The organism is Rhizobium sp. 'Codium 1' (assembly GCF_020889605.1).
Classification (GTDB): Bacteria; Pseudomonadota; Alphaproteobacteria; order Rhizobiales; family Rhizobiaceae; genus Allorhizobium; species Allorhizobium algae.
The window spans coordinates 263,485-285,618 of record NZ_JAJGPW010000004.1 but is presented as its reverse complement, the minus strand read 5'-3'; the positions used below and the strand labels follow the sequence as shown (position 1 = coordinate 285,618).

At 62.3% G+C, this 22,134-nt stretch carries 25 protein-coding genes; 11 read left to right on the top strand and 14 right to left on the bottom strand.

All coding sequences use genetic code 11. The annotated features are described in order from the left end of the window. The first annotated feature begins 82 nt into the window (after positions 1–82). Complete coding sequence (locus tag LJE98_RS12955) at positions 83–343, top strand: DUF1127 domain-containing protein (RefSeq protein ID WP_229575629.1); 261 nt, start codon at positions 83–85, stop codon at positions 341–343. On the opposite strand, the gene LJE98_RS12950 is transcribed toward LJE98_RS12955, so the two are convergent. The 5 genes from LJE98_RS12950 to purC form a co-directional block, all read right to left on the bottom strand. Next, positions 344–730 (bottom strand): hypothetical protein, encoded by a 387-nt coding sequence (locus LJE98_RS12950; protein ID WP_229575628.1) that lies wholly within the window; start codon positions 728–730, stop codon positions 344–346. It abuts the gene before it with no gap. 61 nt (positions 731–791) lie between these two features. Next, positions 792–1,463 (bottom strand): phosphoribosylformylglycinamidine synthase subunit PurQ, encoded by a 672-nt coding sequence (purQ, locus tag LJE98_RS12945; RefSeq protein ID WP_229575627.1) that lies wholly within the window; start codon positions 1,461–1,463, stop codon positions 792–794. Continuing rightward, entirely contained in the window at positions 1,460–1,717 is a 258-nt protein-coding gene (locus tag LJE98_RS12940) for a hypothetical protein (protein WP_229575626.1), read from the bottom strand. The genes purQ and LJE98_RS12940 overlap by 4 nt, the downstream gene beginning before the upstream one ends. Before the next feature lie 19 nt (positions 1,718–1,736). Beyond that, complete coding sequence (gene purS / locus LJE98_RS12935; protein WP_113376567.1) at positions 1,737–1,979, bottom strand: phosphoribosylformylglycinamidine synthase subunit PurS; 243 nt, start codon at positions 1,977–1,979, stop codon at positions 1,737–1,739. 18 nt (positions 1,980–1,997) lie between these two features. Further along, the gene (purC, locus tag LJE98_RS12930; RefSeq protein ID WP_113459581.1) at positions 1,998–2,762 is read right to left on the bottom strand and encodes a phosphoribosylaminoimidazolesuccinocarboxamide synthase; all 765 of its coding nucleotides are present in this window, start codon (positions 2,760–2,762) and stop codon (positions 1,998–2,000) included. A gap of 243 nt (positions 2,763–3,005) precedes the next feature. Here purC and LJE98_RS12925 point away from each other — a divergent pair, with 243 nt between their 5' ends. After that, positions 3,006–3,320 carry a DUF1476 domain-containing protein gene (locus LJE98_RS12925; RefSeq protein WP_229575625.1) on the top strand — a complete coding sequence of 105 codons (315 nt, stop codon included), beginning with the start codon at positions 3,006–3,008 and terminating at the stop codon, positions 3,318–3,320. Positions 3,321–3,355: 35 nt separating this feature from the next. Here the strand turns inward: LJE98_RS12925 and LJE98_RS12920 are convergent, their stop codons facing one another. Together LJE98_RS12920 and LJE98_RS12915 are read right to left on the bottom strand one after the other, a co-directional pair. After that, positions 3,356–5,869, bottom strand: a complete 2,514-nt coding sequence (locus LJE98_RS12920; RefSeq protein WP_229575624.1) for an EAL domain-containing protein — start codon at positions 5,867–5,869, stop codon at positions 3,356–3,358. Positions 5,870–6,010: 141 nt separating this feature from the next. Further along, entirely contained in the window at positions 6,011–6,559 is a 549-nt protein-coding gene (locus tag LJE98_RS12915; protein ID WP_229575623.1) for an RBBP9/YdeN family alpha/beta hydrolase, read from the bottom strand. Positions 6,560–6,886: 327 nt separating this feature from the next. Between LJE98_RS12915 and LJE98_RS12910 the strand changes: the two genes are divergently transcribed. After that, positions 6,887–7,678 carry a DUF2189 domain-containing protein gene (locus LJE98_RS12910; protein ID WP_229575622.1) on the top strand — a complete coding sequence of 264 codons (792 nt, stop codon included), beginning with the start codon at positions 6,887–6,889 and terminating at the stop codon, positions 7,676–7,678. A gap of 238 nt (positions 7,679–7,916) precedes the next feature. On the opposite strand, the gene purB is transcribed toward LJE98_RS12910, so the two are convergent. The 3 genes from purB to rpe all read right to left on the bottom strand — a co-directional run bounded on the left by purB (position 7,917) and on the right by rpe (position 10,520). Then, positions 7,917–9,218 (bottom strand): adenylosuccinate lyase, encoded by a 1,302-nt coding sequence (purB, locus tag LJE98_RS12905; protein WP_166599734.1) that lies wholly within the window; start codon positions 9,216–9,218, stop codon positions 7,917–7,919. 63 nt (positions 9,219–9,281) lie between these two features. Next, the gene (locus LJE98_RS12900) at positions 9,282–9,695 is read right to left on the bottom strand and encodes a hypothetical protein (RefSeq protein ID WP_229575621.1); all 414 of its coding nucleotides are present in this window, start codon (positions 9,693–9,695) and stop codon (positions 9,282–9,284) included. Positions 9,696–9,842: 147 nt separating this feature from the next. Further along, positions 9,843–10,520 carry a ribulose-phosphate 3-epimerase gene (gene rpe, locus LJE98_RS12895; RefSeq protein ID WP_229575620.1) on the bottom strand — a complete coding sequence of 226 codons (678 nt, stop codon included), beginning with the start codon at positions 10,518–10,520 and terminating at the stop codon, positions 9,843–9,845. Positions 10,521–10,733: 213 nt separating this feature from the next. On the opposite strand from rpe, the gene LJE98_RS12890 reads away from it, so the two are divergent. Continuing rightward, positions 10,734–11,498 (top strand): SDR family NAD(P)-dependent oxidoreductase, encoded by a 765-nt coding sequence (locus tag LJE98_RS12890; RefSeq protein ID WP_229575619.1) that lies wholly within the window; start codon positions 10,734–10,736, stop codon positions 11,496–11,498. 8 nt (positions 11,499–11,506) lie between these two features. Here LJE98_RS12890 and LJE98_RS12885 read toward each other — a convergent pair whose 3' ends face one another. Next, a complete protein-coding gene (locus LJE98_RS12885; RefSeq protein ID WP_229575618.1) occupies positions 11,507–12,601 on the bottom strand; it encodes an ABC transporter substrate-binding protein in 1,095 nt (364 codons plus the stop codon). 165 nt (positions 12,602–12,766) lie between these two features. Between LJE98_RS12885 and LJE98_RS12880 the strand changes: the two genes are divergently transcribed. From LJE98_RS12880 to LJE98_RS12850, 7 genes are read left to right on the top strand one after another with little or no spacing between them, the layout of a single operon-like run. Continuing rightward, positions 12,767–13,252 (top strand): flavin reductase, encoded by a 486-nt coding sequence (locus LJE98_RS12880; RefSeq protein WP_229575750.1) that lies wholly within the window; start codon positions 12,767–12,769, stop codon positions 13,250–13,252. A gap of 26 nt (positions 13,253–13,278) precedes the next feature. Continuing rightward, positions 13,279–14,211, top strand: a complete 933-nt coding sequence (locus LJE98_RS12875; protein WP_229575617.1) for an AAA family ATPase — start codon at positions 13,279–13,281, stop codon at positions 14,209–14,211. Position 14,212: 1 nt separating this feature from the next. Further along, entirely contained in the window at positions 14,213–15,487 is a 1,275-nt protein-coding gene (locus LJE98_RS12870; RefSeq protein ID WP_229575616.1) for a vWA domain-containing protein, read from the top strand. Continuing rightward, entirely contained in the window at positions 15,484–15,813 is a 330-nt protein-coding gene (locus LJE98_RS12865; RefSeq protein WP_229575615.1) for an XdhC family protein, read from the top strand. The genes LJE98_RS12870 and LJE98_RS12865 overlap by 4 nt, the downstream gene beginning before the upstream one ends. After that, complete coding sequence (locus LJE98_RS12860) at positions 15,813–16,529, top strand: XdhC family protein (RefSeq protein WP_229575614.1); 717 nt, start codon at positions 15,813–15,815, stop codon at positions 16,527–16,529. The genes LJE98_RS12865 and LJE98_RS12860 overlap by 1 nt, the downstream gene beginning before the upstream one ends. Continuing rightward, positions 16,526–18,169: an NTP transferase domain-containing protein gene (locus LJE98_RS12855; protein WP_229575613.1), complete on the top strand. Its 1,644-nt coding sequence runs from the start codon at positions 16,526–16,528 to the stop codon at positions 18,167–18,169. Before LJE98_RS12860 ends, LJE98_RS12855 begins: the two co-directional genes overlap by 4 nt. 2 nt (positions 18,170–18,171) lie before the next feature. Next, positions 18,172–18,513 (top strand): TfoX/Sxy family protein, encoded by a 342-nt coding sequence (locus tag LJE98_RS12850; protein WP_229575612.1) that lies wholly within the window; start codon positions 18,172–18,174, stop codon positions 18,511–18,513. Here the strand turns inward: LJE98_RS12850 and LJE98_RS12845 are convergent. The 3 genes from LJE98_RS12845 to LJE98_RS12835 all read right to left on the bottom strand — a co-directional run bounded on the left by LJE98_RS12845 (position 18,501) and on the right by LJE98_RS12835 (position 22,000). Further along, the gene (locus tag LJE98_RS12845; RefSeq protein WP_229575611.1) at positions 18,501–18,908 is read right to left on the bottom strand and encodes an NUDIX domain-containing protein; all 408 of its coding nucleotides are present in this window, start codon (positions 18,906–18,908) and stop codon (positions 18,501–18,503) included. The two genes, LJE98_RS12850 and LJE98_RS12845, sit on opposite strands and share 13 nt — an antisense overlap. An 8-nt stretch (positions 18,909–18,916) precedes the next feature. Further along, complete coding sequence (locus LJE98_RS12840) at positions 18,917–20,443, bottom strand: DEAD/DEAH box helicase (protein WP_229575610.1); 1,527 nt, start codon at positions 20,441–20,443, stop codon at positions 18,917–18,919. A 234-nt stretch (positions 20,444–20,677) separates the two neighbouring features. Next, positions 20,678–22,000 (bottom strand): M23 family metallopeptidase, encoded by a 1,323-nt coding sequence (locus LJE98_RS12835; RefSeq protein WP_229575609.1) that lies wholly within the window; start codon positions 21,998–22,000, stop codon positions 20,678–20,680. Positions 22,001–22,134: the final 134 nt, after the last annotated feature.

The window sequence follows — 22,134 nt, the reverse complement described above, 5'->3', positions numbered from 1 at the left end:
GATGACAATTCTATAGATTGTCACGGCATGGGAGTCAATTCATACGGTCATGCCGACGGAGTAGCCCGTAGGAGTTTCCATCATGGTGACAATAGATACAATCACATCATTTTCGCACAATGATCCCGTTCGTCCGGCGCGGCTGGCATGGCTGATGGCCATTGCCCGGGCCGTCGGAGCGGCTTTGACACTGAGGCGGCGGCAGCGGCGAACGCGCATTCATCTCTCGCGGTTGAGCGAGGAGCAATTGCGAGATGTGGGCCTTTCGCCCGACATGGCCGAGCGCGAAATCAGGAAGTCGCGTCTGTTGCTGGTCGAACGCCTTTATCAGCCACCGGTCTGATCAGCAGTCCTTGGCGCCGTTTGCCCAGCGCACGACATCCTTCTGGATACGTGGCGCAAGCGTTTCGTTCATCAGTGGGCCGAAGGCATCGAGACGCGCCGGGCGGCCTTCCGCCTGTACGACAAGGAGCGGACGGATGTCTGGCGAGCCCTTGCGCACCAGCAGGATGCGGGGGCGGCCGGAGAAGGACGTGAGTTCCGGGGCGAGCGAATAGGCCTTGAACGCCGGGTCGCCGGATTTGAACCAGCAGCGGTTTGCGCCGACGGCCACCTTTTCCATGATGTCGAGCGCTGACTGTCCACCTGTAGGTGGTCGCGGTGCCTCCGGCTTGCAGGCCGCAAGGCCGGCTGCTGCAAAGAGGATGACGAAAAAGGCGAAGCGGCGCATGGGCGTTCTTTCGGCTGGCTGCCGTCTTCCCTTAAAGGGCGGTGGTTAAGCGAGGCTTACCTCAGGCCGCGATCACGTCCAGTGCCGAGGCGAAGATGCCGCGACCGTCATTGCCGCCATGGGCCGCTTCGATCAGGTTTTCCGGATGCGGCATCATGCCAAGGACATTGCCCTTTGCGTTGATCACGCCGGCGATGTCGTTCATCGACCCATTCGGATTTGTCGCATCGGCATAGCGGAACACGACCTGGCCATTGCCTTCGATCGCCTTCAGCGTCTCGGCATCGGCGAAGTAGTTGCCGTCGTGGTGCGCGACTGGGCAGCGGATGATCTGGCCCTTGGCATAGGCACGGGTGAAGTCGGTATCGGCGTTGACAACCTCGAGCTTGATTTCCTTGCAGACGAACTTCAGCGAGGTGTTGCGCATCAGGGCGCCCGGCAGCATGCCGGCTTCGACCAGGATCTGGAAGCCGTTGCAGACGCCGATGACCTTGACGCCCTTTTCGGCCTTTTCCTTGATTGCCTGCATGACCGGCATGCGAGCGGCAATGGCCCCACAACGCAGATAGTCGCCGTAGGAGAAGCCGCCGGGGATGACGATCAGGTCGACATCCGGGATCTCGGTCTCGGTCTGCCAGATCGTCACCGGCGCATGGCCGGAGATCTTGGTGAGAGCCGCGATCATGTCGCGGTCACGGTTGAGGCCTGGGAGCTGGACGACGGCTGATTTCATGGCTGTGGCTCAAACCTTATCTGGGCTTCTTGGAACTCGCGCAGTTCCAGACGATTGTCGATGCGGTCAAATCGGCTTTCGAAGTGTCCGACGGTTGCGCGCAGGTTGTTCACGTCACCCTGCAGTGCATGCAATTGCGCGCGCATTGTCTGATTGTCCGCGCGCAACTCGCTGATGGCAAAGTCCACCTTGTCAAATCGCTGATTGAGCTTCTTCAGAGGCTCGAACATAAATTCGCTGGCGACTTCGGCCATCGTGCATCTCCCTCAACCCTCAGGCGATGGAGATAGTATAATTCTCGATAACCGTGTTGGCGAGGAGCTTTTCGCACATGGCCTTCAGCTCGGTCTCTGCCTTGGCCTTGTCGTCGCCGGCGAGTTCGAGATCGAATACCTTGCCCTGACGGACCTGGCCGACGCCGTCGAAACCGAGGGCGCCGAGCGCCCCCTCGATGGCCTTGCCCTGCGGGTCCAGAACGCCGTTCTTCAGGGTGACTGTGACACGTGCCTTGATCACTGATCTCTTCTCCAAAGCTTACTTGACGAGAACCGGGCCCGTGCCACGGATCGGTTCGTTTTCATTCATGATGCCGAGGCGGCGCGCCACTTCCTGATAGGCTTCGAGAAGCCCGCCCAGATCCTGGCGGAAGCGGTCCTTGTCGAGCTTCTCGCGCGTCTCGATGTCCCAAAGGCGGCAGCTGTCCGGCGAGATCTCGTCGGCCAGAATGATGCGCATCATGTCGCCTTCGTAGAGGCGCCCGCATTCGATCTTGAAGTCGACGAGCTGGATGCCGATGCCGAGGAAGAGGCCGGACAGGAAGTCGTTGACGCGGATGGCGAGTGCCATGATGTCGTCGAGTTCGGCAGGATTGGCCCAGCCGAAGGCGGTGATGTGCTCTTCAGAGACCATGGGGTCGCCGAGTGCGTCCGACTTGTAGTAGAATTCGATGATCGAGCGCGGCAGGACGATGCCTTCCTCGATGCCAAGGCGGGTCGAGAGCGAGCCGGCGGCGACATTGCGCACGACGATCTCAAGCGGGATGATCTCGACTTCCTTGATCAACTGCTCGCGCATGTTCATGCGGCGGATGAAGTGGGTCGGAATGCCGATCTTGTTCAGATGCGTGAAGACGTATTCGGAGATGCGGTTGTTCAGGACGCCCTTTCCGTCGATGACTTCGTGCTTCTTCTTGTTGAAAGCCGTTGCATCATCCTTGAAGAACTGGATCAGCGTGCCGGGCTCGGGACCCTCATAGAGGATCTTTGCCTTGCCCTCGTAAACGCGGCGGCGACGGTTCATGGGTGATTTTCTCTGTTGTTGGCATCCCGGCGCGGTTGGCGCGGATGCTGTGGATCGGTCTTTGAAGCGGTCCCTTAACGGAAAACCCGGCTTTTCACAATGCGGAGTTCGTCCCTTCCTGCCAAAACGTCGCGTTGCGGGCGGCTCGCCCAGAATCGCGGAAGTTTGCATTGCACTTTGTACTCCCTTTTGATTAATGGGGAAACCAAACCGCACAATGACGGCACAAAACGGGAGATCGATATGAGCGGCATGAGTGATCGCGAAAAGGCTTTCGAAAACAAGTTCGCCCATGATCAGGAGCTGCGCTTCAAGGCCGAAGCGCGTCGCAACAAGCTCGTCGGTCTCTGGGCGGCAGGTCTGCTCGGCAAGGCTGACCCGGACGCCTATGCGAAGGAAGTCATCGCGGCCGATTTCGAGGAAGCCGGCGACGAGGATGTCATCCGCAAGGTCATGGGTGACCTGGTTGCCGGTGGCGTGTCCATCACCGACGAGGAGCTGCGCGCCAAGATGGTCGAGTTCCTCGGACAGGCTATCGAGCAGATTCAGAACACCTGAGTCTCGGACTTAATGTTTGAAGCCGCCGCCCCCGATCAGGTGGCGGCGGCTTTTTTGCGTGCGCGGAGCAGCTCGGCGATCGCCGTGGCGTCAAGTGGCCGGGCAAGGCCGTAACCCTGCAACACGTCGCAGCCCAGTCGCTTCAGGATTCGGGCGTGCTCCTCGGTCTCGACGCCCTCGGCGGTCACCTTGATCTTGAGAGAGCGCGCGATCTGAATGATGGACATGACCAGGATGCGTTGCTCCTGGCTCTTCGGAATGTTCTCGATCAACTGGCGGTCGATCTTGAGCGTGCTCGGTTTCAGGTTCAGCAGCCCGACGATCGAGGCGTGGCCCGTGCCGAAATCATCGATCTCGATGTCGATCGAAAGCCTGCGCAAGGTTTCCAGATTGGTCATCACGGCAGCATCCTGCCGGTCCAGAAAGACGCTTTCCAGCAGTTCGAAGGAGACCTGGCCCGGCTTGATATCGAGGGCGGCGAGGCCGCTTGCGAGATTGGGATCCATCAGGCGCCGCGCCGAGACGTTGACGGAGATCTTCGGCAGGTCGAGGCCTTCTTCGCGCCAGGCGGCAACATCGGCGAGGGACTTTTCAAGAATGATTTGGTCGATCTGGGCCAGGACACCGCATTCCTCGGCCGCGGCGAGAAAGCGCTCCGGTCCGAGAATGCCGTGAGTCGGGTGGCGCCAGCGGGCCAGACATTCCGCACCCGAGATCTGCCGTGTCCGGGCCTCGAATTGCAGCTGATAGAAGGGGATGATCTCGTTGTTTTCGAGCGCGCGCAGGAGTTCGCTCGACAGCCGTCGCGCATCCGCCAGCAGCCTGCCGCTCGACTTGGTATAGAATTCGTGGCGATTACGCCCCTGGTTCTTCGCATTGTAGAGGGCGATGTCGGCGTTCTGCAGCAATGCGCGGGGGTCGGAGCTGCGGTCCACGGAACAGGCGATGCCGATGCTTGCGCCGAAGCGACATTCCTGGCCATTGTGCCAGACAGGCTGCCGCATTTCGGCGATGATGCGCTCTGCAATCGCCGAAAGCACGCCGTTCTCGCCGTCATAGTCCAGAAGAACGACAAATTCGTCGCCGCCGATTCGGGCGGCGAAATCCGTTGGGCGAATGTTGTCGCGCAGAATGCGGGCCGCATGTTTCAGCATCGCGTCGCCGGCACCGTGGCCGAGCGTGTCGTTGATCTGCTTGAACCGGTCGAGATCAATGTGCAGCACCGCGATGCCGCGGCTGTGCGCACTGGCCGACTGCCGGAGTTCGTCGAGCCGTGCTTCGAGATAGCGGCGGTTCGGCAGCGCGGTGAGGTAGTCGTGGAGCGCGGAGTATTCGGCGTCGATCCGGATCTGGTCCAATTCTGCGTTGCGCGTTTCCGCCAGAGCCTTCTGACGTTCCAGTTCCTGCCGCAGGCGCTGGTCCTCGGTCACGTCCCAGTTGACGCCGATCATCTTCAGGTGTCTGTCATTGTCGACGTAAGGCAGGTTGTTGGCGCGGATGTACCGGGTGCTGCCATCGCTGGCGATGATGCGGTAGTCGTCAGTGAAGGGCTTAAGCTCGGCCATCTTGGCCTCGACATAGGCGAGCGTCCGCTCGCGGTCATCGGGATGCAACTTGCGTTCCCAGAAATCGCCGACACGCACGTCCTCGTCGAGGGGAGCCTCGAAGATCTCCCGCATGCGGTGGTCCCATTCGCTGACCCCGATGTCATAATCGGTTTCGTAGATGCCGATGCGCGATATGTCGACCGCCAGTTTCAGGCGCCGCGACAGGCCTTCGAGCCATGCCTCCTGCGCCTTTCGGGCTGTCACATCCGTATCCGTGCCGACGATGCGCGCCGGCTGTCCGTCTTCATCCCGCTCCACGCAGGCGCCGCGGCATTCGATCCAGATATAGTGCCCGTCCTTGTGCATTTCGCGATATTGGAACGTGGTGTAGTCCGGATCGCCCTCGTTCTGGCGTTCAATCGAATGGCGCACGCGCTCGCGGTCCTGCGGATGGATGAGCTTGAGCCAATCCTCCATGTTCTGCGCGATCGGGTCGTCTGGTCCCAGCCCACGGATCGACCGCCAGACGTCCGAGTAATACATGTCACCGTTGTTGCGCTGGTCCCAGACACCTGATGCCGAACCGACCAGGGCGTGGTTCCAGCGGCTCTCACGCTCGGCAAGGGCATCGAAGCTCTGCCGCAAGCGGGTGATCTCGATCAGTTGCAGCAGGATTGCGCGGGTCGGATCGTTATGCTGTGGCTGCGCCAGCGAGGCAATGAAGGCGGATTGCCGGTCGCCGCTGCCCCTGACCTCCACGGATGCCGAGGGGTTCCCCAATGTCAGTCGCTTCAATGCAAGATCGAAGGCGCCGACATCTTCGGAGCGTAAACCGTCCGAGAACGGACGGCCTGTTTCAATGTCGAGACAGTCGCGCATCGCCGGGTTCAGCGCCAGGACGAATCCATCCGGGCTAACCCAGGCTGCGGGCGAGGGAAGGGTGTCGATGTCGAAGCCGCCACCCCTAGGCGAGGCAGCAAGTGCGGCAACGTCTGGACGCAATGTGAGGCTCCGGACTGAGTAAGGCTGGCTCAGTCTATGAAAGCCGATTTAAAAAGACTTTAAGAATGCACGCCGTGCAATGCCGGGCTCTCAGATGGGAGCAGTGTGCCCGGCATGATCCGGATCCGGTGGCCTCGCTTCTCAGAGACGGCTGAGGAACTGGGCAAAGACCATCGTGCCCTCGGGCCAGGGTCCGTGCCCGGATTCGGCATTGATGTGCCCGGATTCGCCGGCATCGATCAGATGCGAACCCCAGGCGTTGGCAATGTCTTCCGCATGCGCATATTCGCCGAACGGATCATTGCGGCTGGCGATCATGATCGACGGGAAGGGAAGTGGCATTCGCGGGTAGGGTCCGAACGTCATGAGGTGCTTCGGGCGGATCTCGGGGTTGGCTACATCCGGCGGCGCGACGAAGAAAGCGCCGGCGACCCGCTGCTTCATCTCGGGGATGGCGTGCACGATTGCGGGAACGCCGAGCGAATGCCCGACGAGGACAACAGGCTTGGTCGACGCATTCACTTCTTGGGCAACGCGCGCGATCCAGTCCTCACGAACCGGCTTCGACCACTCGGCCTGTTCGACGCGCCTTGCCGTCGACAGCTTCTGCTCCCAGCGGGTCTGCCAGTGCGCGGGTCCGGAATTGGTATAGCCCGGGACGATCAATATTTCAGCTTCAGAGACTTTCATGGCCCCTATCTGCTGTTCCGCCGGGGCGACGTCAAGATTTCGTCTATTGGCAATCGTGAGAAAAATCAGACGTAACACCTGCTGGGTGGACCGGCGGCACGTTGACAAGTCCTCCGGTCCCGTCACGGCTTTGTGCGCTCGTTCTGCGCGACAGGCAGGATATTAGCTGATAAACTAATTGCTTATGCAAATGTCTGGTGCGTCGATCCTGTCGCGTTGCCCCGGACAATATAGACGGCGCGTGGCCGCGGTCCGTTGTGGCCTCGATGCCGTTTCGCATTTCACTTTGCAGCCTGCAGACCCTTTATGCTCGAGGAGGAAGTGAGAATGTCGATGTTTCATGTCATGACCAATGCGACCGGCAATGTTGTGCGACCCGAGATACGGCGCATTGCCGTGTCCGACGTGTTTTCTGCCCTGCGTGAAGGCTATCAGGATTTTCGCGAGAAACCTTCGCACTATGCCTTCGTGGCGCTGATCTATCCCATTGCGGGGGCCCTGATGATCGGCTGGAGTGCCGGTGTCGAACTCCTGCCGATGGTCTATCCGTTGCTGACCGGCTTTGCCCTGCTCGGCCCACTTCTCGCGCTCGGATTGATGGAGATCAGCCGTCGCCGCGAAGTGGGCCAGCCGGCAAACTGGTCGAACGTGCTCGACCTGCTCAAGTCTCCGTCCCTGCCGTCACTCCTGATGATGAGCGCCTATCTGGTGACGCTCTTCATGATCTGGCTGGTCGTGTCGCGCGGGCTCTATCTCTCCATGATCGGGGATTACCCGGCGCCGGGTGTCTTTGCCTTTGCCCGCGGCGTCTTCGATCACCCGAACGCCTGGAGCTTCCTGTTGTGGAGCAATGGTATCGGCTTCCTGCTGGCGCTGGTTGCGCTCGTCATCAGTCTCGTGGCCTTTCCTATGCTGCTCGATCGTGATTGTGGTGCCGCCTCTGCCGTTGGCACCTCGGTGCGTGCAAGCCTCATCAATCCGGTGCCGGTTGCTGTCTGGGGACTGATGGTTGCGGCGCTGCTTGCCATCGGCATGGCGACACTGCTCGTCGGGCTGATCGTGATCGTGCCGATCCTCGGTCACGCGACCTGGCATTTCTATCGCCGGCTGGTGGTCTAGCGTTTGGCACGAGGCTCATGACCGGCCGGTGACGTAGAGGCGCCTGCGATTTCAGAGAGCGGGGCGACACGTGCGACCCCAAGAAAAAGCTCGCGACTGCTACCGCTTCTATCGCTGCATCAGCGAGTGTCGGACGGGATCGGACACTCAGTCGTCCTTTTCCCACGCGTTGAAAAGCAGAACGGGCGCGGAAGTGAACCGCGCCCGTCTGTCCATGCCGTGGCACTGCCGCCTGCCGTCAGCCAAAGACGCGGGCGAAGATCGTATCGACGTGTTTCGTGTGATAGCCGAGGTCGAATTTTTCGCGAATGTCTTCTTCGGAAAGGGCGGCGCGCACCTCTTCGTCGCCAAGCAGCTCTTCCAGGAAGTCGGCGCCCTTTTCCCAGACCTTCATCGCGTTGCGCTGGACGAGGCGATAGCTGTCCTCGCGCGAAACGCCGGCTTGCGTGAGCGCCAGAAGCACGCGCTGGCTCATCACCAGGCCTTTGAACTTGTTCATGTTCTTCAACATGTTCTCGGGGTAGATGACGAGCTTCTCGATGACGCCTGCCAGGCGGTTCAGCGCAAAATCCAAGGTGATCGTCGTGTCGGGGCCGATGGCGCGTTCGACGCTTGAATGGCTGATGTCACGCTCGTGCCAGAGGGCAACGTTTTCCATGGCGGGAACGACCGACATGCGGACGAGACGCGCGAGACCGGTCAGGTTCTCGGTCAGAACAGGGTTGCGCTTGTGCGGCATGGCCGAAGAGCCTTTCTGGCCCGGGGAGAAGAACTCTTCGGCTTCCAGAACTTCGGTGCGCTGCATGTGGCGGATTTCGATCGCGACGTTCTCGATCGACGAGGCGATGACGCCGAGCGTCGCGAAGAACATCGCATGACGATCGCGCGGGATGACCTGGGTCGAGATCGGTTCCGGCACGAGACCGAGCTTTGCGCAGACATGCTCCTCGACGCGTGGGTCGATATTGGCAAAGGTACCGACGGCACCGGAAATCGCGCCGGTCGCAACTTCCGCACGGGCATTGACCAGGCGGTCGCGGTTGCGGGCCATCTCGGCATAGAAGCGGGCGAAGGTCAGGCCCATGGTCGTCGGCTCGGCATGGATGCCGTGGCTGCGGCCGATGCGCACCGTGTCCTTGTGTTCGAAGGCGCGGGCCTTCAGCGCGGCCAGGACGCGGTCCATGTCGGCGATCAGGATGTCGGCGGCGCGCACCAGCTGGATGTTGAGCGTCGTGTCGAGCACGTCGGACGAGGTCATGCCCTGGTGGACGAAGCGGCTATCCGGGCCGATGAATTCGGCGAGATGGGTCAGGAAGGCGATGACGTCATGTTTGGTGACGGCTTCGATTTCGTCGATGCGGGCGACGTCGAATTCGGCCGGGCCACCCTTTTCCCAGATCGTGCGGGCGGATTCCTTCGGGATCACGCCGAGATCGGCGAGCGCGTCGCAGGCGTGTGCCTCGATCTCGAACCAGATGCGAAACTTGGTTTCGGGGGACCAGATGGCGACCATTTCCGGCCGGGAGTAACGCGGGATCATCGGGCTCGTCTTTCGTTGGACTTGAAAAATTCTGGCTCCCCTTAGCAAAGTGGGGCGGCAAGCTCAACGGCTGCGGCGGGCCATCACCATGCTCACGGCAAGAAGCAGGGCCAATCCGGCCGGCAGAAGGTGCCTCACACCGAGCACGGCAAACTGGTAGAGGGCAACCGCCGCCGTGTAAATCAGCTGGTAGAACCAGATGCGGGACGGGAAGGGCGCATGCCAGTGGGCGTAGAAGTATCGGTACTGCAGCGCATAGAGACCGGCTGTCGCACCGATCGTGACGACACCAAGGAAGAGGAACCATCCCGCCAGTATCGTCTGTGGCGGCCGGCCATGGGTGAGGATGTGGATGAACGGCAGCGCCACGAGCCAGCCGAGAAATCCACCGCCCGTGTAGATCGCGAGCAGGCTCAGATCATGACTGCCGGTGGCGCGACAGAAGACTTGGGTTGAGAGGAAAAAACTCAGGGCCATGGCGCCAGCCCAGGCCGTTCCCCCGGCAAACCAGAGGGCGAGGGGAGGGATGAGGGATGGCGCACGCGATCCGGACAGGGATGACGCGGAGCAGTGGCGACTTGCTTTCAAATGTCCAGCTTCCCGTCCCCGACCGGTGTCGTCGTGTCAGCCGCGTCCCGATTGCGCCGCGTGGCGCAGAGTGTCGACGGTCTTGCGATAGTCGTCAACGCCCTTGCCCTTGAAGATTGCCGAGCCAGCCACGAGAACATTGGCTCCCGCCCTGATGATCTCGGCGGCATTGTCGGCCGTCACGCCGCCATCGACTTCCAGATCGATCGGGCGATTGCCGATCAGGGCATGGGCCCTGGCAATCTTGTCGGTCATGGCGGGGATATACTTCTGGCCGCCGAAGCCCGGGTTGACGCTCATGATCAGGATGAGGTCGAGATCGTCCATCACATGTTCGATGGCAGACAAGGGGGTCGCCGGATTGAGCGAGACGCCGGCTTTCTTGCCAAGCCCGCGGATGGTCTGCAGCGAGCGGTGCAGATGCGGACCGGCCTCTGCATGAACCGTGATGATGTCACAGCCGGCATCGGCAAAAGCCGCCAGATAGGGATCGGCCGGCGCGATCATCAGGTGGCAGTCGAAGACCGCCTTGGTGCAAGGGCGCAGGGCCTTGATGATGGCGGGCCCGAAGGAAATATTCGGCACGAAATGCCCGTCCATCACGTCGAGATGCACCCATTCGGCGCCGGCATCGACGACATCGCGCACTTCCTCGCCGAGGCGGGCGAAATCCGACGCAAGAATGGAAGGCGAGATCAGGAGAGGGCGGGTCATCTGGATATCCTCGACAGGCAGGACGATTGCGCGCCGTCTGAACGTGACATGCCTTTGGCAGACGGGCGATGGCTCGGCGTCCGCATAGCACCGGCGCTTGCGGGCGGCAACCATGCCCTTTGGATGAGAAGGTCGTGTCGAGATGTCGGCCCTTGACGATCGGCGCCGGGCACTCCATCCCTCGGACCAGTGACAGCAGTCTGGGAGGACCAAATGGCCAAGTTCGCGATCATTACCGGCGGCAGCTCCGGCATCGGCCGGCATCTCGTCTCGGCCTTCGTGCGGGAGGGCTATGACGTCGCCTTCACCCATCTCGGCCAGAGTGATGCGGCTTCCGAAGTCGAGGCTGAAGTCGCGGCCCTTGGCGGAAAGGCGATCGGTCGCGACTGCGAGGTGGCAAACAGCGCCGCGATCGAGGATTTCCTCGACGAAGTGATTGACTGGGCGGGGCAGACGCCCGACGTGCTCGTCAACAATGCCGGTATCCAGACCTGGGCCTCGATGCTCGAACTTTCCGAAGAGCGCTGGGATGCCGTGATCAGCACCAATCTCAAGGGCACATTTCTCAACACCCAGCGGGTCGCGCGCCGCATGGTCGCTGCCAGCAAAGGTGGGTCGATCATCAATCTCGGCTCCGGCTGCAACAAGCATGCCTTCCCGAAGCTGGTCGACTACACCGCCTCGAAGGGCGGCATCGAACAATTGACCAAGGTCTCCGCCGTCGAACTCGGACCGCACCAGATCCGCGTGAATTGTGTGGCGCCCGGTGCCATAGAAACGGCCCGCACGCAGGCCGAGGCCCCCGATTATGCCAAGACCTGGGGGGATGTGACGCCGCTGCGTCGTGTGGGTACGCCAGAGGACATTGCCGGACCGGTGCTGTTTCTCGCCGGCCCGCAATCGTCCTTCGTCTCTGGTCAAACAATCTGGGTCGACGGCGGTGTCTTCAGCCAGGCTTTCTGGCCCTATCGCGACTGAAAGCGTGTCTACTGCGTCTTGTCAGGCACGGGTACGAAGCTGTCGCCTCGCCATTCCAGCAGGCGATAGGGGTTCTCGGTCAGCTCATGGTCCTCGCCGAAGGCGACTGGACCCAGTGCGGTCTCGAAGGTCGTGCCGATCAGCGTGTCTGCGACAGGCGTCCCCATGGCGGTCGAAATGCCCCAGGCGTCCGCGAGGATCGTGACGGCGGCATGCGCGGGAACGACGTAGCCTTCCGGTTCGATATCGGTCTTGTCGAGTTTGGCGGTCAGTTCTCCTTCAGCAGGCCCCCGTGGTGTCTCGATCAGGCCGACGGCGAGCACGCCATCCTCCAGGGGCACGGGTTCGTCCGCCGCTCGCATCGCTTCGCCGCCGAGCAGAGTGAGCGGCAGGCCCTCCGCTTTCGCATCACGAGCAATGACGGCCACGTCGCTTCGGTCGCCGCCGATGAAGGCGTGGGTCACGCCTGCATTCCTGATGCGGCGGACAAGCGCCAGCTGCTGTTCCTGGCCCGGACGGAACGTGTCGACGAAGGCGGGCTTCAGGCCGCGTTCTTCGAGGCTCAGGCGGATCGTTTCCGTCAGTTCCCGGCCACGGATTGTACCGTCTTCGAGGAGAGCGACGGCGGAACCCGCCCAGTCCCGCAGGATCACGTCCGAGAGCTTTGCGGCTTCCTGGTCGGCATTCGGCGCCAGGCGAAACAGAGGCGAGCCTCCCTTGATCGCATCTTCCATTAAGCCTTTCCACCGAACGGACAGGGTGAAAGCCGGCAGGCCGTCTTCCTTCAATCCCGGCAGGGCGTCCTTCAGGCTCTCGCTGCAGAGAAATCCGATCGCGGCCTTGGCGCCCGCTGCCGCAACCGCCTCGGCAATCGCCTTGCCGCTGCCTTCGCTACAGGTCTCGTCAATTTCGACGAGAGTGATCGAAAGCTTGCCCGCAGCGAGCGAGGCGCCTTGCCGAACCTGATCACCGAGTATCGCGAAGGGGCCGCTCTTCGGCGCGACGACTGCAAGCTTCAACTCGGCAGCCGAGGTCGCCCCGAGGCCGAGGGCCAGGAACAGCGAGGTCGAAAGAACACGTTTCCGCAGCGTCTGCTTCATCATGGCATGATCCTAACCGAAAGCGCAGCCGTTTGGAAATGCTGGCTTTCCGGCCTTTGGCGGGTGGTTGGAACTAAATCCTATCCCTATTGTGGAAAAGGTAAGGGCTGCGGCCCATATTGCGGTTTCGACCGGGGGTTATATTCAAGGGGAGACGTGAATTTGAGCATGCAAGGTCTGGATCCGGTCGTCTATCGCGACGCCATGAGCCGCTATGCAGGGCACGTGCAGATCGTGACGACAGAGCATCAGGAGATCCGGCGCGGCGTGACGATCACGGCTGCCTGTTCCGTTTCCGATAGTCCGCCGACCGTGCTCGTCTGCCTGAACAACAACAATCCGAGCAATGCGGTGCTCTTCGAGAGCGGGCATTTCGCGTTGAACACGCTGGGTGCCCATCACCAGGATCTCGCCAATGCCTTTGCCGGCTTCGGCAAGCTGTCGTCCGAGGAACGCTTCGCACTGGCCGAATGGCAGGTTCTTGCCACGGGCTCACCCGTTCTGGCCGATGCGATCGTGGCTTTCGACTGCATGGTTACCGACCGCAAGGTCACCAACACCCATACGGTTCTCTTCGGCGAAGTGAAGGCTGTCCATTTCGGAGCCCTTGAGCCGTCACTCATCTATCTGGACCGGGGCTATCGCACGCTATAAGCTTCCGCTCAAACATGGGAGGAGACATGGCAGAAACCTCGGGAAAGGTCCTGCCGGAGTCGATCGATGGGATCATCGATCTTCTGTCGGCCGAGGATTATCTGGCGGCCAGACCGCTCGCGACCGTGCTGTTTTTGGCGCTCAGGATGGGGCGCCCGCTCTTCCTCGAAGGTGAGGCGGGAGTCGGCAAGACGGAGGTCGCCAAGGTGCTCGCCAAGGCACTCGACCGGCCGTTGATACGATTGCAATGCTACGAGGGGCTGGACGTCGCTTCCGCCGTCTACGAGTGGAATTATCCGGCCCAGATGCTGGAGATCCGTATGGCCGAGGCATCCGGCGTGTCGGACCGGTCGCGGCTCGAAAGCGACATCTTTTCCGAACGCTATCTCATCCGCCGGCCCGTGCTGCAGGCCATCCAGGGCGAGCCCGGTCGGGCACCTGTTTTTCTGATCGACGAACTGGACCGCACGGATGAAGCTTTCGAAGCGTTCCTGCTCGAGGTGCTGTCTGATTTTCAGGTGACGATCCCCGAATTCGGAACGGTCAAGGCTGCCGAGCCGCCCATCGTGATCGTGACGTCGAACCGGACGCGCGAGGTGCACGATGCCTTGAAGCGGCGCTGCCTCTATCACTGGGTGGATTATCCGTCCGCTGCCGACGAACTCGCCATCATCAGGCGCAAGGTCGAGGGTTGCAACGAGCAGCTCTCGCGCCAGATCGTTGCCTATGTGCAGAAGCTCAGGACCATCGATCTCTTCAAGAACCCCGGCATCGCCGAGACCATCGACTGGGCGACAGCCCTGACCGAACTCGATCGCCTCGCACTCGATCCGGAGACGATCGCGGATACGCTGGGGACGCTCCTGAAGTATCAGGAGGACATCGCCCGCATCCAGGGCAGTGATGGCGAAAAACTGCTCTCGGAGGTCAAGGCCGAGCTGCTGGCGAAGGCTGGCTGAGATGGAGACGTTCGGGCCGCATCAAGCCAGCGGACGCGATGGCATCGTCGTGCCGCCGCCAGTGCAGGGTGATGGACGGCTTGCGGACAATGTCGTGCATTTCGCGCGGGTGCTGAGAAAGGCGGGGCTGAAGCCCGGACCAGGCGCCGTCATCGATGCCATCGCGGCGATCGATGCAATCGGCATCGGCTCGCGTATCGAGTTTCATGCGGCCCTCTCCGCCGTTTTCGTCAAGCGCCATGAGGACCAGCCCGTCTTTGATGAGGCGTTTTCGAACTTCTGGCGTTCGCGGGATCTGGTTGGCAAGATGATTGCGCTGATGTCACCGGTGGCAGCGATCGGTGAGCGGCAAAAGCCGAAGGCCGGCGGTGCGCGGGTGAGCGATGCCCTGTTTGCCGAGAAACAGCGCGCCTCGAAGCAGAAGGAGGAGCCCGATGTCGAGATCGATGCGCGGCTGACGGTTTCGGCCCAGGAGGTCTTTCGCCGGCTCGACTTCGGCCAGATGACGTCAACCGAACTCAGGGAGGCGCGCCGCGCCATCGAACGCCTCGCCATGCCGCGTGATCTCGTCCAGACGCGTCGTTACAGGCTGTCGCCGCGTGGTCGTGGCGTTGATGCCCGTGCGACGATGCGCCAGTCGCTGCGCACCGGAGGTGATCTGATGCTGCCGAAGTTCCGCGAGCGCCGGCAACAGCCGCCCCCGCTGGTGGTGCTTGCCGACATTTCCGGCTCGATGAGCCAGTACACCCGCATCTTCCTGCATTTCCTGCATGTTCTGACAGAGCGCCGACGTCGGGTGCATACCTTCCTGTTCGGCACCCGGCTCACCAATGTCACCCGGCAGCTGCGGCATCGCGACCCGGATGAGGCGATCGCCCAGTGCAGCGAGGCGGTCGCCGACTGGTCCGGCGGCACGCGCATCGGCGAGACGCTGAAGCTGTTCAACCGGCATTGGGGACGGCGTGTGCTGGGGCAGGGGGCCGTGGTGCTCCTGATCACCGACGGTCTGGAGCGGGACGAAGTGGAGCTTCTCAGCCGCGAAACCGACCGCTTGCACCGGTCCTGCCGCCGCCTCGTCTGGCTCAATCCGCTTCTGCGTTTTTCCGGCTTCGAGGCCCGCGCGCGGGGTGTGCTGGCCATGCTGCCGCATGTCGACGAGCTCAGGTCCGTGCACAATCTGGAAGCCCTGTCGGATCTGGTGCAATCTTTGTCCGGTGCCCCGGATCGGGATTGTGATCCCAGGCGTTACCTCGGTTCTGGAAGGAGCCAGTCATGACCACAGACACCATCCTGCGCGACCCGCTCGCCATCGCCGAGAGCTGGTTTGGCGAGGGCCGCTCCGTGGCCATTGCCACGGTCATCGAAACCTGGGGCTCTGCGCCGCGGCCAGTGGGCAGCCATCTCGTGATTGATGGCGAAGGCAATTTCGAGGGATCGGTTTCGGGTGGCTGCGTCGAGGGGGCGGTCATCACGGAGGCCCTTGACGTCATCGAGAGCGGGGCGGCCAAGATGCTCGAATTCGGCGTTGCCGACGAAACCGCCTGGCGTGTCGGCCTTTCCTGCGGCGGGCGTATCCGCGTGCATGTCGAGAGGCTTGGCTGATGGATGTTTCCACGCTCAAGGCGCTGAATGCCGCGAAGCGCGATCGCCGCGGCGCCGTGCTGGTGGTTGATCTCGCCGCGGGCACGTCGCAGCTGGTCACCGAGGACCAGGTATCTGCCGACGCTCTGGGGGAGGAAATCCAGGCGCGGCTTCTGTCTGGAAAATCCGGGACCGTCGAGATCGACAGTCGGAGCCTCTTCCTCAACGTGCACACGCCGCCGGCACGAATCGTGGTCGTTGGCGCGGTGCACATCAGTCAGGCGCTCGCCCCGATGGCGGCGCTTGCCGGTTTTGCTGTCACCATCATCGATCCCCGCACGGCTTTTGCAACGCCGGAACGCTTTGCTGGCATCGAGCTTTGCGCTGACTGGCCGGACGACGTCTTTGCGACCCGGCCGCTCGACCGCTACTGCGCGATGGTCGCCGTCACCCATGATCCGAAGATCGACGACCCCGGTCTGGTGGCGGCCTTGAGAGCAGGCTGTTTCTATGTCGGCGCGCTCGGCTCGCGCAAGACCCATGCGAAGCGCGTCGAGCGATTGACGGCAGCCGGTTTGGATGGCGAGACCATTGCCGGCATCCGGGCCCCGATAGGTCTTGATATCGGTGCGGCGACACCTGCGGAGATCGCGGTCGCCATTCTCGCTGAAGTCATCCAGTCGCTGAGAAGGCGCAGCATCGGCCTGTCGTCTATCCCGCAAGAGGTCTCGGCATGAAGTTCGGGCCGATCCCGACCGCTGAGGCCGAAGGTTCGATCCTCGCCCATTCCCAGCCACTCTCCTCCGGCAAACTTGCGAAGGGTCATCCCTTGCGGGCCGCCGACATCGCCCGTCTTCTCGCCGAGGAAATCCCGAGCGTCATCGCCTGTCGCCTTGAACCCGGTGACCTGACGGAAGATGAAGCTGCCGAGAGACTGAGCGCCGCCATCCAGCTCAAGGGTCTCAGCCGCAGTCCCGCCTCGACGGGGCGGGTGAATTTCTACGCCAGCGAAAACGGGCTCTTTCTGGCCGACAGTCCGGTCGTCGATCACATCAACAGTGTCGATCCCGCAATCACGCTGGCCTGTCTCGCCGACCGTCGCGACGTGCGGGCCGGGGATCTGGTTGCCACGGTCAAGATCATTCCGCTGGCGGTCGAAGGGGCGAGCGTGGAAAGCGCAGAGGCCATCCTTCAGCGAGCGCAAGCCTTTGAAGTGGCGCCCTATCGCGCGCATCGGGTCCATCTCGTCGCAACGCAATTGCCGTCGCTCAAGCCGTCCGTCATGGAGAAGACGACGCGCGTGCTGGAAGCGCGGCTGATGCCGTCGGCGAGCCGGCTTGTTTCGGAGCAACGCGTGTCCCATCGGGCCGAGGCTGTTGCAGAGGCACTGCATGAGGCTCTCCAGGAAACGCAGCGCGATAGAGACGCTCCGCCGCTCATCGTCATCTTCGGCGCGTCAGCCGTGGCCGATGCCGAGGATGTCATTCCGTCGGCGATCCGGCTGGCCGGCGGCAGCGTCGACCAGGTCGGCCTGCCCGTCGATCCGGGCAATCTCCTGGTTCTCGGCCATGTCGGTGGGGTGCCGGTCATCGGTGCGCCCGGCTGCGCGCGCTCACCGAAGGAGAACGGCTTCGACTGGGTCCTGAACAGGATCCTGGCCGGATACCCGCCCGATCGAGCGGAAATGACAGGCTGGGGTGTCGGCGGCCTCTTGATGGAGATCCCGAGCCGTCCGTTGCCGCGCCTTGCCGCAACCGCAAAAACCGATCCAGCAGCGCTGGGGCTCGTCGTGCTTGCCGCCGGCCGGGCGAGCCGGATGGGGGATGGGGGGCGACACAAACTGCTGGCCGAATTCGACGGCGAGCCCCTGGTCCGCCGTTCGGTCCGACAGGCGATCGAGGCCAGGCTCGGTCCGGTCACGGTCATCACCGGCCACCGTGGCGCGGAGGTGGCCAGGGCGATTGCGGGGCTCGACGTGCAACTGGAGGAGAATGCGGATTTCGCCAGTGGCATGGCGGGCTCGCTAAAGGTCGGGCTGGCGGCTGTCGAGGCGCAGGGGCTGCCCGGAATGATGGTGCTGCTGGCCGATATGCCAAACATAACTTCGGCCGATATGGCAGCCCTCGCCCAAGCCTATCGCAAGGCAGGCGGCAAGGTGATCGTGCGCGCGGTTTCAGACGGCCAGCGCGGCAATCCGGTCATCCTGCCGGCGGCAACCTTTGAGGCGCTGAAGTCACTGGAGGGGGATATTGGCGCGCGTCCAGTCATCGAAAACTCAGGGCTCGCCGTGATCGATGTCGAAATCGGAGCGGCTGCAAGACTTGATGTCGACACGCCCGAGGCTATCCTGGCGGCTGGCGGGATCCTGAGGGGCTGACGATGGACAATGCGGCGATCGAGGAAATGTTCGAGGCGGTCGGGCCTGTCAGTATTCGCCGGATGTTCGGGGGCAAGGGTATCTATGCACGAGGCGTCATCTTCGCGCTCGAGCTGCGCGGAGAGCTGATGCTGAAAGGGGATGCGGAAAGTGCGCCGCTGTTGGAAGACGCAGGCGCCAGTCGATGGTGTTACCAGGGCCGGAGCGGCAAGCCCGTCGCCATGCCCTATTGGACGGTGCCCGACGAGGCGCTTGATGATCCCGAGATAATGGCGAAATGGGCGCGAATCGCACTCGATGCCGCGATCCGCGTGACCGAGCGCGAAGCCGGTCAGCGCAAATAGGCAAGCACAGCGGTGGTGAAGACGGAGAGCGGCTGAGGCAGGTCGTGAAGGTCGAACCAGCCGATATCCGAGAGTTTGTCGGGTTCGGTGAGCCGTGGCTCGCCTTTCGCGTCATCGCACACATAGAGCAGCGACACCCAGTGCTGGCCGTCCGCTTCGATCCGTTGTTCGGTCACGCCGAGATGGCGGATGGAACCGATCGAGAGCCCCGTCTCTTCTTCGGCCTCGCGGCGCGCGGCATGCTCTGCCGGCTCCATGTGTTCGACCTTGCCACCGACGATGTTCCAGTGGCCGGCTTCCGGCGCTTTCATGCGCCTGCATAAAAGCAGTTTGCCATCCCGAAGGATGGCAATTCCGACCCCGAGACCGGGGAAGTCGAGACCGGGCAGACCCATTGACTGGATCAGGCCTTGGCGGCAGCGACGATCAGCATGAAAGCGGGAATGTCGTCGCCGAAGCCGACGGGCGTCGGGCCATCATCGTGGTCATGATGACGGTTGCGGCGGCGATCACGATTGTCGTCGTTGGCCGGCGGGGGATTGCTGCGGCTGTTGCGCGGGTTCTGGTCGCGGCGCTTGTCCGTGCGGCGTTCCGTTGCAACCGGCTCTGCCTTGCTTGCAACCGGTTCGACCTTGATCGCTTCCACTTTCACCGCTTCCATCACCTGTTGTTCCTCTGCCGGTTTGACATACTCGCTGCGCGTATCGGATTTATGACCGCCGCGGCGCTCGCGACCCTTGTCGCGGCTGCCGCGTTTTCCACGGCTTTCGTCATGGCTCTCCGCGGGCGCCGGAAGCGCCGACAGGTCGCCGTCCAGCCATTCGATCTTCTGGTCGATCAGCTTTTCGATGGCGTCGAGGAACTTGGTGTCGCTGCGCGTCACCAAGGTGAATGCTGCACCGGAGCGTCCTGCGCGGCCGGTTCGGCCAATGCGGTGGACATAGTCTTCGGCATGGATCGGAACGTCGAAATTGAAGACGTGGCTGACATCGGGGATGTCGAGACCGCGTGCGGCAACATCGGAAGCCACGAGCAGCGTGATCGTGTTGGCCTTGAAGTTTGCCAGCATGGTCGTACGCGAGCGCTGGTCCATGTCGCCGTGCAGCGCGCCGACGGAAAAGCCGTGGCGTTCGAGCGAACGGAAGAGGTCGGCGACGTCCTTCTTGCGATTGCAGAAGATGATCGCGTTCTTCAACTCGTCCTGGGCGCGGATCAGGTCACGCAAGGTCGAGCGCTTTTCGTAGTCCTTGTTGTGGCAGGCGACGAGGCGCTGGGTCACGGTCTTCGCCGTCGATGACGGCGGTGCGACTTCAATGCGCTCGGGGTTCTGCAGGAACTGGTCGGCCAGCTTCTGGATCTCCGGCGGCATGGTGGCCGAGAAGAACAGCGTCTGGCGCGTGAAGGGGATCATCTTGGCGATGCGTTCGATATCGGGAATGAAGCCCATGTCGAGCATGCGGTCGGCTTCGTCGATGACCAGAATCTCGACGCCGGTCATCAGCAGCTTGCCGCGCTCGCAATGGTCGAGCAGGCGGCCGGGCGTGCAGATCAGAACGTCGGCTCCGCGCTCCAGCTTGCGGTCCTGTTCGTCAAAGGACACGCCACCGATGAGGAGTGCGACATTGAGCTTGTGATTCTTGCCGTATTTTTCAAAGTTCTCGGCAACCTGTGCCGCAAGTTCGCGCGTCGGCTCCAGAATAAGCGTGCGCGGCATGCGAGCCCGGGCCCGGCCCTTTTCGAGCAGGGTCAGCATCGGGAGGACGAAACCGGCCGTCTTGCCGGTGCCTGTCTGGGCGATGCCGAGAATGTCACGCCGCTGGAGGGCCGGCGGGATCGCGCCCAGCTGAATGGGTGTGGGGATCGTGTAGCCGGCATCGGTGACGGCAGAAAGGACTTTTTGGCTCAGGCCAAGGTCAGCAAAAGTGGTCAAAGGGAAGTAGTTTCCGTTCCTGTTCTCGCGAACATCGCTCAATAGCCCATCGGATTGGGCTCCAATGGTTGCGGCGAATAGTGGGAAACTGCCGGAAAGTCAAGGAAACAGACGGATTTACCCCTACAAAGGCTTAAAGTTCACGATTAATTGGCAGCGGTTTCGCAAACCGACAAAAAAGCATTGGCTTTCCGGGTCTCTCAAGAGACGAATATCTGCTTTTGGTAAAATGCTTCAATTGATCAGTGGCGTCAACTTCATGCCGGCGTTGAGGAAGCGCATCGGATCGACCGGGTCGCCGTTGCGGCGGACTTCGTAGTGCAGATGCGGTCCTGTCGACCGGCCGGTCGAGCCCGACAGGCCGATGAGCTGACCGGGTTCGACCGTCTCGCCTTCTCGCACCAGAATGCGCGACATGTGGCCGAAACGGGTCGTCAGGCCCAGGCCGTGATCGACCTCGACCATGTTGCCGTATCCGCCGGAGAAGGCGGCCGTCACGACCTTGCCGCTGCCCGTCGAGCGGATCTCGGTGCCGGTCGGGGCGCGAAAATCAATGCCGGCATGCATGGCGAGGCCGCCGAAGAACGGATCCGGCCGGTTGCCGAATCGGCTGGTTATGTCCTGCCCGGGTGCCGGATTGGCGAAGGGAAGGCGTCTTGCTGTCCCGCGCACTGATTCGAGCCGGTTGAGGGCTGCGTCGAGCGCATTGAGCGAGGCGTTGAAGTCACGGTCCGACTGCGGCGCAAGGTAAGGGCCGCCGACGGCGTCTGCGACCGGAAGTGCGGCGAGGTCGTCGATCTGGACGCCCTGGCGCTCGAGGATCGCGGCAATTTCATCGGCAGTCTGCGATGCGCCGCTTGCCAGTTGGTCGATCCGCTGCAATTGCTCCGCCTCGATTTCCTTCAAGGACAGCGTCATGTTGGAGAAGAGCCGGTCGGCGCGATCTGCGACATTCTCGCCCGTCATCGGGACATAACCCAGCGCGAGCGCCGGCGCGTGATTGCCTGCCTCGACGGCATTCGTGGCAGTTTCGTCTGTCGCTGTGCCCAGAAGTGCTGCAAAGGCCCGTGTGCCGTTCGAGAGCGCTGCGTGGTCCTCACCATCGACCAGCGGCTTTTCGGCCGGCACGGGACCGTCAGCAGGCAGTGCGTCGGACGGGCTGCTGGCCTCCAGAAGTGCACCGATCCGGCCGTGCCGCGAGGTGAGCGCCATCTGCTGTTCGAGCAGTTTTTCGACCTTCTCCTCGACCACCTGCTGGTCGAGCAACTGGCGGGAGGTCACCCGGTCGACCTGTGCCCGGAGCGCGGCGATACGGTCTTCGTATTCGTGTTGCATGCGCGCCTGGCGGGCCATGGTGGCGCCGATCAGGTTGTCCCGCAGGACGAGATAAGTAGTGGCGCCGAGATAGCCGATTGCCATGGTGCCGAGGAAACAGACGGTGAGGGCGATCATCCAGGGGCGGATCGTCATGTGACGAATGCGGTCGCCGCTCGCCAGGATGACGACGTGCTGCACCTTGCGTTTTCCGAAGATCTGGTTGTTCGAACCCGCCGCCACGCTGACCCCCAATCACATTCAGGCGAAACGCTACTGCGTTCCTTGCCCTTTGGCGGTCCGTCGACTCTCCGATCCCGCCCTCGGGAGTTACGCATAATTAGGGTTAATGAAGCGTTAGGCGCATGGATTTGCGT